The sequence below is a fragment of the Brucella tritici genome (genome assembly GCF_008932295.1).
GTDB classification, from domain to species: Bacteria; Pseudomonadota; Alphaproteobacteria; order Rhizobiales; family Rhizobiaceae; genus Brucella; species Brucella tritici.
Genome location: NZ_WBWA01000003.1, coordinates 254355 through 269519, shown reverse-complemented (window position 1 = coordinate 269519; position 15165 = coordinate 254355). Strand labels below are relative to the sequence as shown.

The following is a 15165-nucleotide window of genomic DNA, read 5'->3' as shown; positions in this document are numbered from 1 at the left end:
CTCCTCGGCTGAGGCTGCCAGACGGCAGGTCCGCTCCGCAAGTTCGCGATGTTCCATCCTGAAACAATCCGGGTTTTCAGTTCAGGAGCAATTGCGAGCAAAATTTCGGCGCGGACCAAAGAAAAACCGTCTTTGACACCCAAGTTGGGGAAAACCATAAAAATGGAATCTGCCTGACAAGGCTATCCCTTGTCATGGAGTCGTTGGATATTGTAGTTTCTTTTTAGAGATTAAAGCTACATTTCGTGCGGCGGACCTAGTCACCCGGATAGATATGGTGTTTGCGCTTGGAGTAATCCGAGAACACTGGTGGATTCCGGATAACGAAAATGATTGGAGCCCAGGGCGATGAACTGGACAGACGAACGCGTCGAACTACTGAAGAAACTGTGGAGCGAAGGCTTGAGCGCAAGCCAGATCGCAGCGCAGCTTGGCGGCGTGAGCCGTAATGCAGTGATCGGCAAAGTGCACCGTTTGAAGCTTTCAGGCCGTGGCAAGACCACGACCGCTGCTCCGCGCAGCAAGAAGGTCAATACGGTTGCCGCAGCGCCACGTCCTGCAGCACAACATTCAACCGGCGTGCATACGACGACGATGCGCACGGCTACGGTCACCAAGACGGTTGGCGCCACTGCCCTTCAGATGGACTACGCCGTAGACGTCGTTGCGGAAACCGTGGTGAAGCCCGCTTCTGATGTGGTGGTGCCGATTTCGCGTCGTCTTTCGCTGCTGCAACTGAGCGAGCGCACCTGCAAATGGCCGATCGGCGATCCGCTGAACGAAGATTTCCATTTCTGCGGACATGAATCGGGTGAATCCAGCCCATATTGCAAGTATCATTCGCGCATGGCCTTTCAGCCGACTGCGGAACGCCGCCGGGCTCGTTGATACGCGCATAAGATTTGAGACAAATGGCCCCGGAGCGCAAAACTCCGGGGCCATTTGTGTTAGAGCGCATCCCGAAAAGTGTGAAACGGTTTTCGGATATGATGCGCGTTAAAACAAACAGTTAGAGCGTCGATCTGATTCAATCAGATCGACGCTCTAATAGGCAGCATTTATTTCAAAATGGATGTGTAAACGTCCAGCGTACGGTCGGCGATCCCGGTCCAGCTATAATCGCGCGCAATCCAGTCAATCATTTCCTGCGACTGCTCGCTAGTCAGCGGCAGATCGATCTTCTGCCGCAGCGCATCCTTCAATGCATCGACATCGCCAAGCGGAAAATAACTCTCCTTCGCAAGCCCCACTTCAACATTAGCGGTAATATCGCTTGCGAGCACGTTCAAGCCATACCCCATCGCCTCCAGAAGCGCGATCGGCATACCTTCATGGCTGGATGGCAGGACGAACAATGAGGCCTGACTGAACAAGGCTGACAGTTCCTCCCCCTGAAGCGCGCCTGTCAGAACGACACCCGGCACAGCTTCAGCTCTTGCGCGAACCGTTCCGGCATATTCGGCCGTGTATTCCGCCGACCCGATAAGAGCCAGTTTCAAAGAAGGATCGGACAGCTTTTCGAAAGCCTCGATGAGATCAAGCTGGCGTTTTTCCGGAACAATTCGCGCGACGAGAGCGATATACCGCTCGGGGGACAGGCCATGCTTCTCCAGCCACGCCTTGTCGCGGCAGGCAGGACGAAGTGTGACGCCATTCGGGATGAAAGTGATCGGCACATTGTAATGCTGTTGCATGGTTTGCGCGATGTCGTTGGACACTGCGATACGCGCATTTGCAAAGCGCATTCCGCACCATTCGCCAAGCTTCAGCATCGTACGCGCCAGACGCCCCCACTTCTGACGATTATAGTCAAAACCGTGATGCGTCACGACCGTACGCAAGCCCAGCAGACGCGCCAGCGGAACGGCGAGAGCCGGGCCGATTGCATGAATATGCAGAACGTCCGGACGTTTGAAACCCGCCCGCAACACGCCCAATACCGTATGGACAATCGCCTCGAACTTCATGGAAGTCGGAGCCCAGATCGGTGTAACTTGCACCCCTTCCCAGACATAAGGCTGTTTCTTTTCCAGATAAGGACGGCGCCCGATGACCTCGACGTCCCATCCTTTCGTCACGTAGAGCCGAGCCAGCTCCTCGACATGTTTTTCCACCCCGCCCTGTACGTTTGGGACTCCGCGCAGGCCAAGCATCATGACGCGAGGTCGTTTGTCGTTTCGGACCATCAAAGCGCCCCCAACTCGGCATAAAGTTCCAATGTCCGATTTCTGTATGCCTGCGGAGAGAATTCGTTACCGGCCCAGACCCGCCCTACATTTCCCATCTTGCGCCGGAACTGCTGAGATAATCCCGCGAAATCGCCAAGAACGCGGGCGAGGTCATCGACATCACCTGCACGCGAAACCATTCCAGTCTCGCCTTCGATAATCATTTCGGGAATTCCACCAATGTCCGCGCCGATCACCGGCACCCCAAGTGCATAGGCTTCCAGAATGCTGATCGGGGCATTTTCATACCATTCAGACGGCAAAACGAGCGCCTTCGCTTCGCCGATGAGCCGATGCAACCGCTCGCCCGAGACATAGCCTGCGAATGTAACGTCGCTCCCCGTCTCAATTGCAAGTGCCTTCAATGATTGCTCTTCAGGGCCTGTGCCTGCAATGACGAGTTTCTGACCCGCAATGGCCACTGCACGAATGAGGGTACTGATCCCCTTTTCGGGTGCCAGTCTTCCGACATAGGCGAAATAATCACCCTCATCCGAATAGGGTTTCAGATCGTCGGTATGGGCGAAATTGGGAATGTAGACCAGCTTCTCTTCCGGCCAGCCCCATTCGGCTAGCTTCGCTATATAAAAGCGGCTTGGCACGACGATGCGGTCAAGTGTATTGCGGTAAAGGCCGAGCATGCGATGGATTGCGGTTTCAACCAAAACCAGTCCACTAAGAGCGGTTGAATCCTTGATGCATTTGTGAAGCGCCACATTGTAGATGCGCCCGCCCTTGCAACGTTCACAGATCTGGTTATGTGACAACATCTTATAGGCCGGACATGCCAGTTTCAGATCATGCGCCGTCATAACCGTCGGCACACCAGCTTGCTTCAGTACCGGAAAAATCGACGGCGACAAATGATGATAGATATTGTGTGCATGCGCCACATTCGGGCGAAAGCGTTCGATCAACGCTTTAATCCGGTCGCGCGCTTCCCATGAATAGATGATCTTGCCCGCCTGCACGACTTTGGTGAGCGGGCTGCTTTCCCGGCCATACTCAATTTCCGAAACGAAATAGGAAGACCAGTCGGATGCAAAATTATCTGGATGCTGCATCGCGAAAGGGGCTGTTTGCCAGCCGATCTCAGAAAACAGTTTTATATGGTCGAGAAAAACGGTTTCGGCGCCACCGCGCCGATAAAAGTAGTTGTTGATCGCCAGCAGGCGATGTTCTTTATCATTTACATGCGTCAAGCAGCACCTCGTTGCGCGCCAAGGCGCGCCACGGCCTCGCGAACAGAAAGAACAGTCGCTCTACTTCTCACCGCGTGAGATACGAGGCGTTCAAATGTCTCAGGCTTGCACCCGAATTCGGTCGGCGTATCGCTAACATCGTGGGTGTAGAAAACGAGCCAGCCGGGATTGCCATTCAGATCATCGATCCAGCGGGTCTGGCGCGCAGCATTGTCATCCGGCTGCCTGATTTCAACGGCCTGCAAAAAGGCAAGGTCGATCATGCCGCGATTGATGCGATTGCCACCGCCGCGACATGTTGCGAAACGATCAGCAAAAAGCCGACGCGACATCATGGAAGATGCGCAATATGGATAGGCGAAATTGCGCGGTTCCTCACGATCTGGCTCGAATGCATCGAGATAGGCAGTATTGCGATCAAGGTCGGACACTATTTCCTGAGCGCCGAAGTAAGGAACTTTGAGATGGTTATAGGTATGGCACCCTAATTCGTGCCCACGCTCGACCAGCTTCCTGCACCCCTCCTGCGTGATCAGGTTCCTTTTGGCTTCTTTCGTGCCAACCATATTCCCGGCAATATAGAAAGTGCCATGGACCCCGTACTTGTCGAGAATAGTAGCCCCGGCGCTTTCCGCCGTATCAGGCACATCATCGAATGTGAAAGTGATGATCCGCTCGTTCTTCGGCAGGCAGAACGGGCGCAGCGGAAACCGACGACTGATACTATCGTTCAGCCGAATGGCATACCATTCCAGACGACTGCGTGCCCTCTCGAGACTATCCATTTCCACCAGTGCCCCAACTCCCCCAAATGCCGCTTCAGTCAAGACTTGCCTTTGCCTGCAAGCGCGTTCCGAAGACAGCAATCATTATACAAAACCACAATGCCCCACCATTCTGGAAGAACGTATTTTTCATACAAGACATGTATAATCCGTAAAGCCAAAGGCGAATATGAAGGAGCGTTAATATAGGGTCGTCATCTGTGCTTTCCGCTTCCTTAATATATCGATGCGGAAAGGCCGTTACCCAGATAAGTGTCAGAATTAAACCGATAACACCAGCATTGATCATCATATTCAAAAAAGAATTATGCGGATTGAAGGCCGCGACGTTTCGGTGTGCGCAATAACTATGCCCCGCACCGGCCAATATGGGCTCTAAGGCATCAGTACTCCGATGAATCGCGCCGGTGACAACGTCAATATCTGGATAGAGACTTGGGCTTATCCAGATGAATGAGAACATACAGAAAAATCGCACGCCCGACGGCTGGCGACTATATCTCCTCACATTAGAGCGCATCCCGAAAAGTGTGAAACGGTTTTCGGAACAAGATGCGCGTCAAAACAAACAGTCAGAGCGCCGATCTGATTCGATCAGATCGGCGCTCTAATGAACCGATAAGTGCGGTCAAGTCAGGCTAGATTTTCGCGATTTCTGCGCCATGCGCCAAGATAGCCCAAACCGAGTACGAGAACGACACCAAGCCCCATCCCGGCAATGCCGCCCGCAGCCCCCAACACCACGGTCTTGGGTGGCCAGCTTCGACCAATCGGAGGAATGGCCGTCGAAATGATCCGAATGTTGGTGGCATCGAGCTGCTGGCGCTGACTGGTCTCCGAAGAGCGGGTCAGGAATGTGTTGTAGATCGCTACTTTGGCTGCCATGTCACGTTCAAGGTCCGAAAGCTGAACTTGCGCATCATTGTCGAGTGCGACAGCGGAACGTGCGGAAGCTGCCTGCGCATTCAGAGCCGCAACGACAGCATTTGCCTGATCGAGATCAACCTTGGCCGATTGCAGGATACGTGCCCGCTCCTGCGCCATCTGCTGTTCCAGACCGGCAAGCTGGCGTTCCGTATTTATCAGTTCCGGATAACGCGGCCCGTAGGTCATGGCCAGAGCATCGTAGCGCTGCTTCAGCGATGCATATTGTCCACGCAAATTCGTCATCGTGGACGACTGTAAAGTACTTGCCGGACTGACGGTACTGCCTGTGTCCCTCGTCAGTTCTTCATAACGCGTGCTTGCCTCGGCAAGCCGCGCCTTGGCATCGACCAGTTTGGAATTGATCTGCGTCATCGACTGGGTGCTGACGAGTTCGCCACCCGCGGTCTGCAGACCATGTGCCCTGCGGAACGCAGCAACCTTTTCTTCCGCTTCAGTTGCAGCCTTCTGCAACGAGGCCAAACGTTCGGACAGAGCCGAAGCAGCGCGTCCTGCACCGTCGGCATCCGCCTGTGCAATTTCTTCCTGAAAGGCATTGGCCAGAGAATCTGCTACTTTTACCGATTTCTCGGGATTATCGGTCCAGACCGCAATCGTAACCAGATATGATCGTTCAGGACGCGCAACCGTAATTCGCTGCGACAATGCGCGAACCGCAGTCAGCGTATCGTCTTTCGGCCCCACCGGTTTGCTGAGCCCCAACATGGCCCGAAGATCAAAAGCCGGCGGCGGGGGAACAAACTCCTCATCCTCATTCAGCTTCAAATCCGTCACAACCCGTCGCAGGACGTTGCCGGAGGTCAGGATGCGCATCTTGCTTTCAATGTCGAGAATCTGGCTGTCGGCCTGAAGGCTCTGGGCATAGACATCGTTGGGCAGCAATTGAAGCCCGGATGGTGGAACCAGCAAATCGGTATAGGCTGTATAGCGTGGCTTTGCCGTCATGCCGTAAGCAAGCCCCGCCAAACCGCCGATTATCGCCAGCGCTGCGATCAAAATCCAACGCGTGCGCATCCAGGCAAGCGCCTCGAACAGGTCAAGTTCAGGCAGCATCAGCCCCTTGTTTGCGGTGGCGCTTGTCTCAGTGATCTTTTCTTCTTCGTAGACGATATGCGTTTCGCTGCGAACGGCACGCAGCCGGTCGTCGACAGGAACCAGATTTTCACTGGCGGTCTCCGTTACCCGTGCCTTCGAAGCGAGGTCGCGCAAGGTGTACATTAGTCGCCCCTAAAGTTCACTCGATAGCGCAAACATGGCGCTACTGTTTTCCTTAGACTTAAAGATTAAAAAATTCGGTTAATGAAAGGCAATCATCTGCAAGAGTGTCACTAAAATGCAAATGAAGGTCATTTACTCATGCAGTTTCTGATAAATTTCACGCAACATGCTTGGCACCTCATGTTCTTCGGGATTAAGAGGAAATGAAGCATGTGCCTCACCACCGGAAACTTTACGGAAAATAATCCGGTTCTCTGCCATAACATTCTCTTGAAATTCCAAGCGTCTTTCATCCTCCCAGAAGCACGCTGGGCCCGAGCAGCCCGAAAATTCGGTATGGAAACTTGAAACGCCATTGGTCGACATTACTGTCCTACGCAGCTTCTAGCGGCAGCCTCTTTGCGGCAAACATCGCGCAGCTTTTTACATTCGCTATTCTGGCGCGCTATCTCGGCTCTCACGAGTTTGGTCTGTTCGTGACTGTCATGGCGGTAACCAGCATCGCCACCTTCATCTGCGGCCTTGGCGGAGCGGAATGTCTCGTCCGTCGTGTGGCGCAGGATCGGGCGATTTATCCGGCAATGCTCGGTCACAATCTCATTTTGATCGCAATAACCGGCGTCATCCTCGTCGCCGCTGGACTGCTGATTTTGCCGTTCTGGCTGAGCAGCACTCCTGAATTTTCCGGAAATCTGGTTGGGCTGTTCCTGCTGCTTGTCACGAATATTGTACTGGTGCGCCTAATCCTGCTGGTCGAGCAGATTTACATCGCACATACCGACTTCATATCCGCCAATCTTTCCGTGGTCGGGTTTGCTATTGCGCGCACCATTGCCGCTGCCATCGCGTGCCTTGTATTCGGTGTCTCCACTGTTGTCGGATGGGCCTATTGGCAGTTCGGTGTCCATGTATTGGTTGCCGTGGTTTATGCCTTGTTTCTGCGTAGGCTCGGTCGGCCACAATATACAATCGTGCGCGACGAACTGCGGCTTGGCGTGATGTTCGCATCGCAATTCATCTTCAAGGCAGTGCGCCAGAATGCCGACCTTCTGCTGCTCGGGACATTGATGCCGCCAAGCGTTGTCGGCAGCTACGGTGTTACGCGCCGCATCATCGACAGCAGCACATTGACTGTCGAGGCGATGAACCGTCTCGTCTACCCGCATCTGGCTCGTGCCAGCGCAAACGGCATCCATCATGCTCTACCGATCACAATGCGTCTGCTCGGCGCTGCATTCGCCATAGGCATATTCACCTCGCTCGCCGTCTTTATCATTGCGCCGTATTTACCCTATCTGTTCGGCAGTGAATATGACACGCTGGTTTCCTTCTGCCGAACGCTTTGCTGGATTACCGTGTTTGTTGCACTGTGGTCGATAGCGGTCGATCTTCTGGGGGCTGCGAGCCAACACAGCTATCGCACGGCGGTCCTGAACACAGGCAATATTCTAGGCGCACCGCTTCTGGCGCTGGCCACCTGGTACGCACCTATTACAGGAACTTTCGCAGCCATTTACGTAATTGAAATCAGTATCGTGTTGGCATCATGGGGATGCGTTATCTACCTCGTTCGCCGGAGTCGTGACGCAGAAGAGAAAAAAGGCGGTTTCAAGCAAGCGGGGGCTTAGATGACGCATATCTCTACACCAGCAAGTGATATCAAGTCGCGACGTGTTCGCGCGATGCATATTGATGATATTCCTGCGGTCCGCACGCTGTTCCAGCGAGTTTTTCGTCCACACTCAAAGTCATGCGACAAGACTTTCGATCAGTATTTTCAGAAGTTCTTTTTTGAAAACCCCTACTACGACCCTGCGATTGGCAGCGTGATTCATGAGGACGAACACGGTGAGATCGATAGTGCGATCTCGGTCCTGCCCATTCCGTATAGGGTCAATGGCCAATCGATCATGGGGCGATTGCTTTGCGCTTTCATGATGAAGCCGGAAATGTCGCCGCGCGGTGCCGCCGAACTGACACTCACTTTGCGTCCAAGGGAAAAGATACTCAACTTCACCGACAGTGCAGCGCCGGTAAGCCTCAAACATTCCGAAGCGATCGGGGGAATCACACTCAGCACACATGGGCTTGGATGGACACGCGTATTCCAAGCTGCCAGCTATGTGGCCAGTTACGTTGCCGAACGGCGTCCGATCCTCGGCGGATGGGCTACCAGTTCAGTGGGCAAAATGCTCAACCCGCTTTTCCCCATTCCTGCGATCACGAGGGCCGCCAAGCCCCGGGCGAATGTGACGGAAATTGCGCAAGAAGAAGCCATATCTCTGGTTCCCGGTTACCTGCAAAACTATTCGGCCCATCCAGATTGGACAGAAAGCGACATCAACTGGCTGTTCCTGATGGCGTCAGACAATCTGGCTGCCGGTACCTTGCGGTTCTGTGCGATCAACGACCGCACCGGCAGTCCAAGCGGCTTTTTTTGTTATTACGTCCGCTCCAATGGCATTGCCGAAGTTCTGAACATCCTCGCAAAAGCCGGAATGGAAAAACATGCCGTCGATGCGATGCTACTCCATCTGCAGGATGAGGGGCATATCGCAGCACAAGGCAGAGTTGACCCGCGTTTTCTCAACGCACTTTCACAGCAGTCGATCATGTTCTTTCGCTTGAAAGCCAATGTCTGTGTGGCCACAGCAAATGCTGATATGCTGAACGCCGTTCAGCGTAATGATATCTTTATTGGCGGGCTTGCCGGCGAAAGCTGGAGCAGACTGTCCACGGACTTCTATTGAGCTGCAAGTTTCCGTTCAAGAAGGAAGAACGTCGTCGGCCCCGCTTTGCCAGCTCCATTATCCAGCCGGAAAGCAATGGGGCCAGACCCGGCAGCAATCTTTTCATGAATCTTTCCATCAAGACCGACCGGCGAAATTGTCCACGAAACCGTGTCTTGTGCCAGATTTACGTCCACTCGATTGCGTAGCAAAGTGACCGGCAGTCGCCCCCAATCCTCTATGATTTTCTCTGCCTTGTCGCGGAAACGCATATCGCTATTGCGAGCGTCGCTCGCGAAAATTATCAGCAGCTTTTCGCTATCCTTCAGCAGTTTCTCGTCTATTGCCGAAACAGCGAACAGCCCCCGCTCCTCGGCATTGCCGAGGGACAGCTCATTCAAAGTCAGGTGATCTTTCAGTTCGGCAAAAGCAACGGCCTCGGTCTTCGGCGTAACGACCTGCATCCGCGGCTTGTTGCGGTCGAGCCGGATTTGACCCGTAGTACTTTCAAACAAGCCCTGCGAAGGGTTGGTTATGTTGTCATCTGCAAGAAGTCCTGCCGCTTTCAGACGTTGCAACACGTTATCGAGTGATACATTTCGATAATCGACCGCGACTTTTTTTTGCAAGCCTTGCGGCCAAGCCAGTTCTTTCGTGGCAAGACCAACCCCGCCGACAAGTGCTAATGGCTTGAGCCGGGCCGGTTCTCGAAACTCAAGCGATTCACCAAGGCTCGCCTTGCCTTGCATCATGAATGGTAGATTGAAATCTGCAGTTTCTACGTCACCGCGACGAAACAGAAGTGATGCCAGCGTTTCGCCTGCACGCGCTACAGGATCGACGGCAAAAGTGTAGGGAACGATACGCTGACGGAATGGGGCGGCCTCATCAAACGCAAGCGTTAACGGTCCTTGCCCATGACGGCAGATGCCGTCCCAGCCCTGCAATGCGGCATAGGCTGGAAACACCAGACCCGCCTCATATCGATAACGGCTCCAGAACAGATGCTCGTATTCGGTCACAAGAAACGGTCGACCGAGCCAGCGCCCGACAGCGATTTCACTGACATAGGAAGCAGTGTCGCCAATCGAACTCGTATGCCTGATTTCCGTTCCGGGGTTGAGAGTTCCGATCCAGTCTTGATAGGTGTTGGCGACCACAGCTTTCTGGTTTTGTCTTGAAAGAGCGGTTTGGACGGTGAACAAGTTGTTATAGGAGGCGATGAGACCGCGATAGCCAAGATCGCGTAGCGCCTGCTCCATCCGTTGCGCCAGCGAACGTTCGCTCTCAACGACGAAAGCCTGAAAATCTCGCAGCCGTCTCCCTCCACCACTACGGCTTACGGGCAGTTGGACGGTCTGTTGTTCCAGATTTTCATCGGGTGCCAACCCGCCCCAGGCTCGGGACAAGGTGGAACTATCCGCATAATGCTTTTTCAGAAATGCATTGAACGCGGGACGATAGCCCGGCCAAAATGTTGTACCGTCGTCGTGCTCGTGCACAAAGCTTGTAAACTCGATGCCATTTTCGTTGAACGGAATGACCAGTGCGAGCGCGGGATCCTGTAAAGGTGCAAGGCCTGTATAGGGATTGACTGTGGCGTAGACCTCTTTCTGGAAGCGCAACCAGTGATCGAATGCTGCATCGTCCACATAGGTTCGGCGCTTCAGATTGCCTTCTGGACCCCAGCGGTCAATGTCCTTTCCGCCCAAAGCGCCACTTTCAGAGGTAAGCCCGTCAATGATCCAGTAGATGCCTTCGCGTTTGAGCGCCGCCATAAGGTAGCGCATCCGGTCGAGAGCCTCTGGTCGGAAATCGAAATCGCCTGCCTGCTCAAGCATCAGATCGGCATCAACGAAATGGAAACGAGCTATATTGTAGCCATGCAGACGAAGCTGTCGCACATATCGATCAATGAAGGCATGATCTACCACGCCGGATGATGGAGGTCCCCAGGCAATCGCCGCGCATTGCAGTCGCATCGCCTGGTCAGGCGTGTCTGCCTGCGCGAAACGTCCGTCGGCATTCGCGACTAAACGATTTTTCTCTTCAATCGGGATGTTTGTCAGAAATCCCGAAAAATCGAGTGGGCTTCCTGAGGAAATTTCGAGATTGTTTTCTTTGACCGGAAGCCATTCCTCGGCAACGGCACCGGACATTGCGAGGGCCAGAAGTGAAACGGATATGGCCAGTCGCGGGGTTCTCATCAAGGCTCTCTTATAACCTTGCTTTCAATCCAGTCTGTAGGCTTGCGGCGCGGCTGAAAAAAGCCGAGCGGTAGGGCTGCTGCGTGGAATATCCATGCCACCACCGCATAGACACCAAGCTCTATACTACGCGACCGGACCGACATTGCCACAAATGGAACCACGGCAATTACCGCGGCTGTCAGAATTGCCAGCGGCCATCCCGGCAGAAAAACAAGAGCTGCTATGATTGCCAGCCACCAAAGATAGACTGCACCCCAAAGCCGTAGTTCCGGCAGTTCACGGAACAGATTTTTCTGATGCGGTTGCCCTATCGCAGCGCGCAACACCTCACCGGTTCCACGCAGATATTTGCTTTTCCAGCGGCGAACCAGAAGCTTGTAGGCGTTCATCGTATAGCCAAAATGCTGCACAAAAGGCCGATCCAGGCGATAGAGCTTCCAGCCATTGCTGCGCAGGCGGACACCCGCATCAAACTCTTCATGGCCATGAAGATTGCGGTCTGAAAAATATCCCGCCTGCTCAATCGCGCTGCGCCTGTAAAGTCCGCCGCCATTCATGCGGTCGATATCACCTGTTCGCGCTTCCGGCGAATGCCGCTTCGCACGACGCTGGAACTCCAGGCTTTCCAGAATCTGGTCCACGACATGACCAGTCACGCCACCGACATCCGGGTGCTTGTCGAGATAATCGAGCGCTGCCGGCAAAAAATCCGGCTCGATTATCATGTCGCCATCGATCAGACAGATATAGGGCTGTGTTGAATACTGAAAGCCCAGTTGCGGGCCGAGACCGCAGCTGGCTTGCGCGGGGGGCTCGATCTGCACGACCTTGATCGGATAGGTTCGCGCGATTTCTATCGTGCGATCTTTAGACCCGCTATCCGCTACGATAACTTCCACCTTTCCGCCAGGCAAAGCCCTCAAGGCGCTCTCCACAGCCTCGGCGATACGCTTTTCCTCGTTCAAAGTCTTGATGATAATCGAAACAGACATCGTTGCCCTATTTGCGAGAAAGCACATGCGAAGCGATCAATTGGCAGAAGTTAGTCAAGCTAGTGGATTGAATTTGACGTTCGAATCCCGACTGAATGAGCACTGTTTCAAACGTCAAATTCGCAAAATCCACTAGATACATAAAGTTACTAGTGGTCTTTGCGATTTCGACATTTGCTCGGCGCCTGTATCAGAGGGACGCAAATGTCGGAATCAGACCACTAGCATTTCATAGTTTCCTTAGGTTTCAAATCTACTAAACACTTCAACTATAAAATGAGATTCGGTGCACTTACATAATTGAAATTTCCCAAACTGGGGGTTTCTGAAAGACTTTTATGCTGACCAATAATTTTGACATTCGAGTTTTTAGCAGTACGGAACAGCTATCCGCCGACTGGCCAGATGCCGATGACAGAACCGGCGCCGCATTCTTTGTCTTTCAGTCCAAATCATTCCTGAAAGCTTGGGAAACAACCTACGGGCAGAAACCCGGAGTGCAGCTATGCCTGACTGAGGTTCGCCAGTCCGATGGCACTCCACTTCTCTTTCTGCCGCTTTCTGTTACACGTATCAACGGTTCCAGGGTGCTTTTATTCATCGATGACGGCGTGAGCGATTATAACGCGCCCATCGTGTTTCCAGCAGCAGCGAAGCTTTCACACGAAACGGCAGCACTTATCCTCAACGCTGTTATCGCAGCAGTCCCCTCGCATGATGTCATTGCGCTCTGCAAAATGCCGGAGCGCATTGAAGGCTCTGCAAATCATCTATGGCTGGTGACAAACCTGCCTTCAGGCGCATCCGCACATGCCATCTCCCTGACACGTCCCCTGGACGAGATAGAACGCTCCATACGAAGTATCGGCAATTTAAAGAAACACGACCGAGCGCTTCGGCGGATGGAAGGATACCAGTTTTTTATCGCGCAGAACGCAGATGAAAGACAATTGGTTCTGAACGTCATGTTGCGCCAGAAACAGCGACGTTTTGAAGAAACCATGGTTCCTGGTTTCGATGCCCATCCCGAAAAGCGTCGTTTTTTCGAAGCGGCGACGAAGGAGCTTGCCCAGCGTGATGCCTTGCATCTTTCGGCGCTGAAAGTTGGTGAAACAATATTGGCCACGATGTGGAGCATCGTCCGTAAGGGCCACTATTGTGCGATGATTACAACGTTCGAAAACGGTGACTGGGGCAGGTTCTCGCCGGGGAAACTACTGATGTTGCGCCTGTTATCAGAACTGAAGGCGCAGGATTACAGCTGTTTCGATCTTGGCTACGGCGACGAGCCTTGGAAAACCGAGCTCTGCGACCAGACAACGTTCTTGCGCGACTATATTCGCCCGCTCACACTTCGAGGACGCATATCTCTTATCCTCGCCCATGCGCTGGAAAGAATGCGCGCGACGCCGTTCTATAAAAAACTGCGTCCACTGAAATGGCGGTTGCTACGCAAATTTCGATAAAGCTTACGCCGCTCGCTTTGGCAGGCGCACCGTAAAGGTCGATCCTTCGCCCAATTGTGAGCGAACAACCAGCCGACCGCGATGGCGCGCGAGGATATGTTTGACGATCGCAAGCCCAAGGCCCGTACCCTTTTGAGCCCGGCTTGTCTCCACGTCGATCCGGTAGAAACGTTCCGTCAGACGTGGCAAATGTTCAGCGGCGATACCCGGGCCAAAATCCTGAACGGATGCAACGACTTCCGGCGAACTGCCACTATCGTCTTCATCGAGCTTTACGATGACACGTTTGCCCGCCTGCCCATATTTGCAAGCATTTTCAACGAGATTCTGGAACACTTGAATGAGTTCGTCACGTGCGCCTGTAACATTCACGGAATGATCCGGCAATTGACGCTCGATACTGATATCCAGACCAGCCGCTAACGGCGTCAGCGTATCGGCAACATGATTGAGAATGGAGGTCATATCGACACATTCATTGACCGTCAGATGCGCCCGCATTTCGAGACGCGACAAGGACAAAAGATCGTCGATCAGGCGCGACATGCGTTCGGCCTGCTTCTGCATGATATCCAGAAAGCGGTCGCGAGCAGCCGTGTCATTTCGAGCGGGCCCTTGCAACGTCTCGATGAACCCGCGTAGCGAGGCCAGCGGCGTGCGCAGTTCGTGGCTCGCATTTGCGATGAAGTCCGAACGCATACGATCAATGCGACGCGTCTCGCTTTGGTCGCGAAACAGCAGAACAAAAAGCTCAGGTCTTCCATCCTTGCCCGGCAAAGCCTTGACCATTGCCTTGAACCAGCGATCAATCGGGACGCGCTCAAAATACTCAATGCTTCGCGCTTCGCCATCTGCGATCACGCCTTGAATAAGCGCGTGCATTTCCGGCGCACGAAACCGCAGATAGAGCGCTGTGCCGGTTTCCAATGACTGGAATGCTTCGATGGCCGCAGAATTGGTGAACAACACGGTGCCGCTGTGATCGAAGACGACCATCGGGTCGGTCAGGAGATCGGCCAGACGCTCGCCGGACACGCCCGCCATTTCGTTAGGCACTATATTCTTTACTGGCACGTCGTCTGGTTCTGTGCTTGCAACTTCGCTTGCGAGCCAGACCGCGCCGAGCACGACAACGGCCAACAGACCAGCGCGAAACCAGAACGGAAGATCAAGAGCCAGCACGCAGACGGCAAGAACCATGCTGGCAATCAAAATGCCCTTGACCCGGAGAAGCGGTTCAAAAATCGACTTCTCAGCCGGTCGTTCTGGATCGGTATGGTTGCCTGCCTCGCTCATGCTGCTTCCTTCTGCGGTTGTGGCATCGACTTTAACCGGAAATGTTCGAACGTCCTTTACGCGGCTTCCAAACAGCCCATATCATGCTTTGATA

The 15165-nt window shown here is 53.7% G+C and carries 13 protein-coding genes; 4 read left to right on the top strand and 9 right to left on the bottom strand.

Annotation, left to right across the window (positions count from 1 at the left end; translation table 11 throughout):
• Nucleotides 1-348 precede the first annotated feature (348 nt).
• Nucleotides 349-888, top strand: a complete 540-nt coding sequence (locus F9K91_RS05430; RefSeq protein WP_061344986.1) for a GcrA family cell cycle regulator — start codon at nt 349-351, stop codon at nt 886-888.
• A gap of 170 nt (nt 889-1058) precedes the next feature.
• Here the strand turns inward: F9K91_RS05430 and F9K91_RS05425 are convergent, their stop codons facing one another.
• From F9K91_RS05425 to F9K91_RS26570, 6 genes are all read right to left on the bottom strand, one after another.
• Nucleotides 1059-2186 carry a glycosyltransferase family 4 protein gene (locus tag F9K91_RS05425; protein WP_151677381.1) on the bottom strand — a complete coding sequence of 376 codons (1128 nt, stop codon included), beginning with the start codon at nt 2184-2186 and terminating at the stop codon, nt 1059-1061.
• Nucleotides 2186-3430 (bottom strand): glycosyltransferase family 4 protein, encoded by a 1245-nt coding sequence (locus tag F9K91_RS05420; RefSeq protein ID WP_151677380.1) that lies wholly within the window; start codon nt 3428-3430, stop codon nt 2186-2188. The genes F9K91_RS05425 and F9K91_RS05420 overlap by 1 nt, the downstream gene beginning before the upstream one ends.
• The gene (locus F9K91_RS05415; protein ID WP_235912779.1) at nt 3427-4215 is read right to left on the bottom strand and encodes a polysaccharide deacetylase family protein; all 789 of its coding nucleotides are present in this window, start codon (nt 4213-4215) and stop codon (nt 3427-3429) included. Before F9K91_RS05415 ends, F9K91_RS05420 begins: the two co-directional genes overlap by 4 nt.
• 34 nt (nt 4216-4249) lie before the next feature.
• Nucleotides 4250-4678, bottom strand: coding sequence for a hypothetical protein (locus F9K91_RS05410; RefSeq protein WP_235912776.1), 429 nt, complete (start codon nt 4676-4678; stop codon nt 4250-4252).
• A gap of 170 nt (nt 4679-4848) precedes the next feature.
• Entirely contained in the window at nt 4849-6378 is a 1530-nt protein-coding gene (locus tag F9K91_RS05405; RefSeq protein WP_151677379.1) for a GumC family protein, read from the bottom strand.
• Nucleotides 6379-6510: 132 nt separating this feature from the next.
• The gene (locus F9K91_RS26570) at nt 6511-6639 is read right to left on the bottom strand and encodes a hypothetical protein (RefSeq protein WP_268878399.1); all 129 of its coding nucleotides are present in this window, start codon (nt 6637-6639) and stop codon (nt 6511-6513) included.
• 83 nt (nt 6640-6722) lie between these two features.
• Between F9K91_RS26570 and F9K91_RS05400 the strand changes: the two genes are divergently transcribed.
• Complete coding sequence (locus F9K91_RS05400) at nt 6723-8006, top strand: lipopolysaccharide biosynthesis protein (protein WP_151677378.1); 1284 nt, start codon at nt 6723-6725, stop codon at nt 8004-8006.
• The gene (locus tag F9K91_RS05395) at nt 8007-9128 is read left to right on the top strand and encodes a hypothetical protein (protein WP_151677377.1); all 1122 of its coding nucleotides are present in this window, start codon (nt 8007-8009) and stop codon (nt 9126-9128) included.
• Here F9K91_RS05395 and F9K91_RS05390 read toward each other — a convergent pair.
• Nucleotides 9122-11314 (bottom strand): glycoside hydrolase, encoded by a 2193-nt coding sequence (locus tag F9K91_RS05390; RefSeq protein WP_151677376.1) that lies wholly within the window; start codon nt 11312-11314, stop codon nt 9122-9124. The two genes, F9K91_RS05395 and F9K91_RS05390, sit on opposite strands and share 7 nt — an antisense overlap.
• Nucleotides 11314-12309 carry a glycosyltransferase family 2 protein gene (locus F9K91_RS05385; RefSeq protein ID WP_151554367.1) on the bottom strand — a complete coding sequence of 332 codons (996 nt, stop codon included), beginning with the start codon at nt 12307-12309 and terminating at the stop codon, nt 11314-11316. Before F9K91_RS05385 ends, F9K91_RS05390 begins: the two co-directional genes overlap by 1 nt.
• Before the next feature lie 338 nt (nt 12310-12647).
• On the opposite strand from F9K91_RS05385, the gene F9K91_RS05380 reads away from it, so the two are divergent.
• The gene (locus F9K91_RS05380) at nt 12648-13775 is read left to right on the top strand and encodes a GNAT family N-acetyltransferase (RefSeq protein WP_151677375.1); all 1128 of its coding nucleotides are present in this window, start codon (nt 12648-12650) and stop codon (nt 13773-13775) included.
• A 3-nt stretch (nt 13776-13778) separates the two neighbouring features.
• Here F9K91_RS05380 and F9K91_RS05375 read toward each other — a convergent pair whose 3' ends face one another.
• Nucleotides 13779-15071, bottom strand: a complete 1293-nt coding sequence (locus F9K91_RS05375; RefSeq protein WP_151554369.1) for an ATP-binding protein — start codon at nt 15069-15071, stop codon at nt 13779-13781.
• Between the last annotated feature and the right edge of the window lie 94 nt (nt 15072-15165).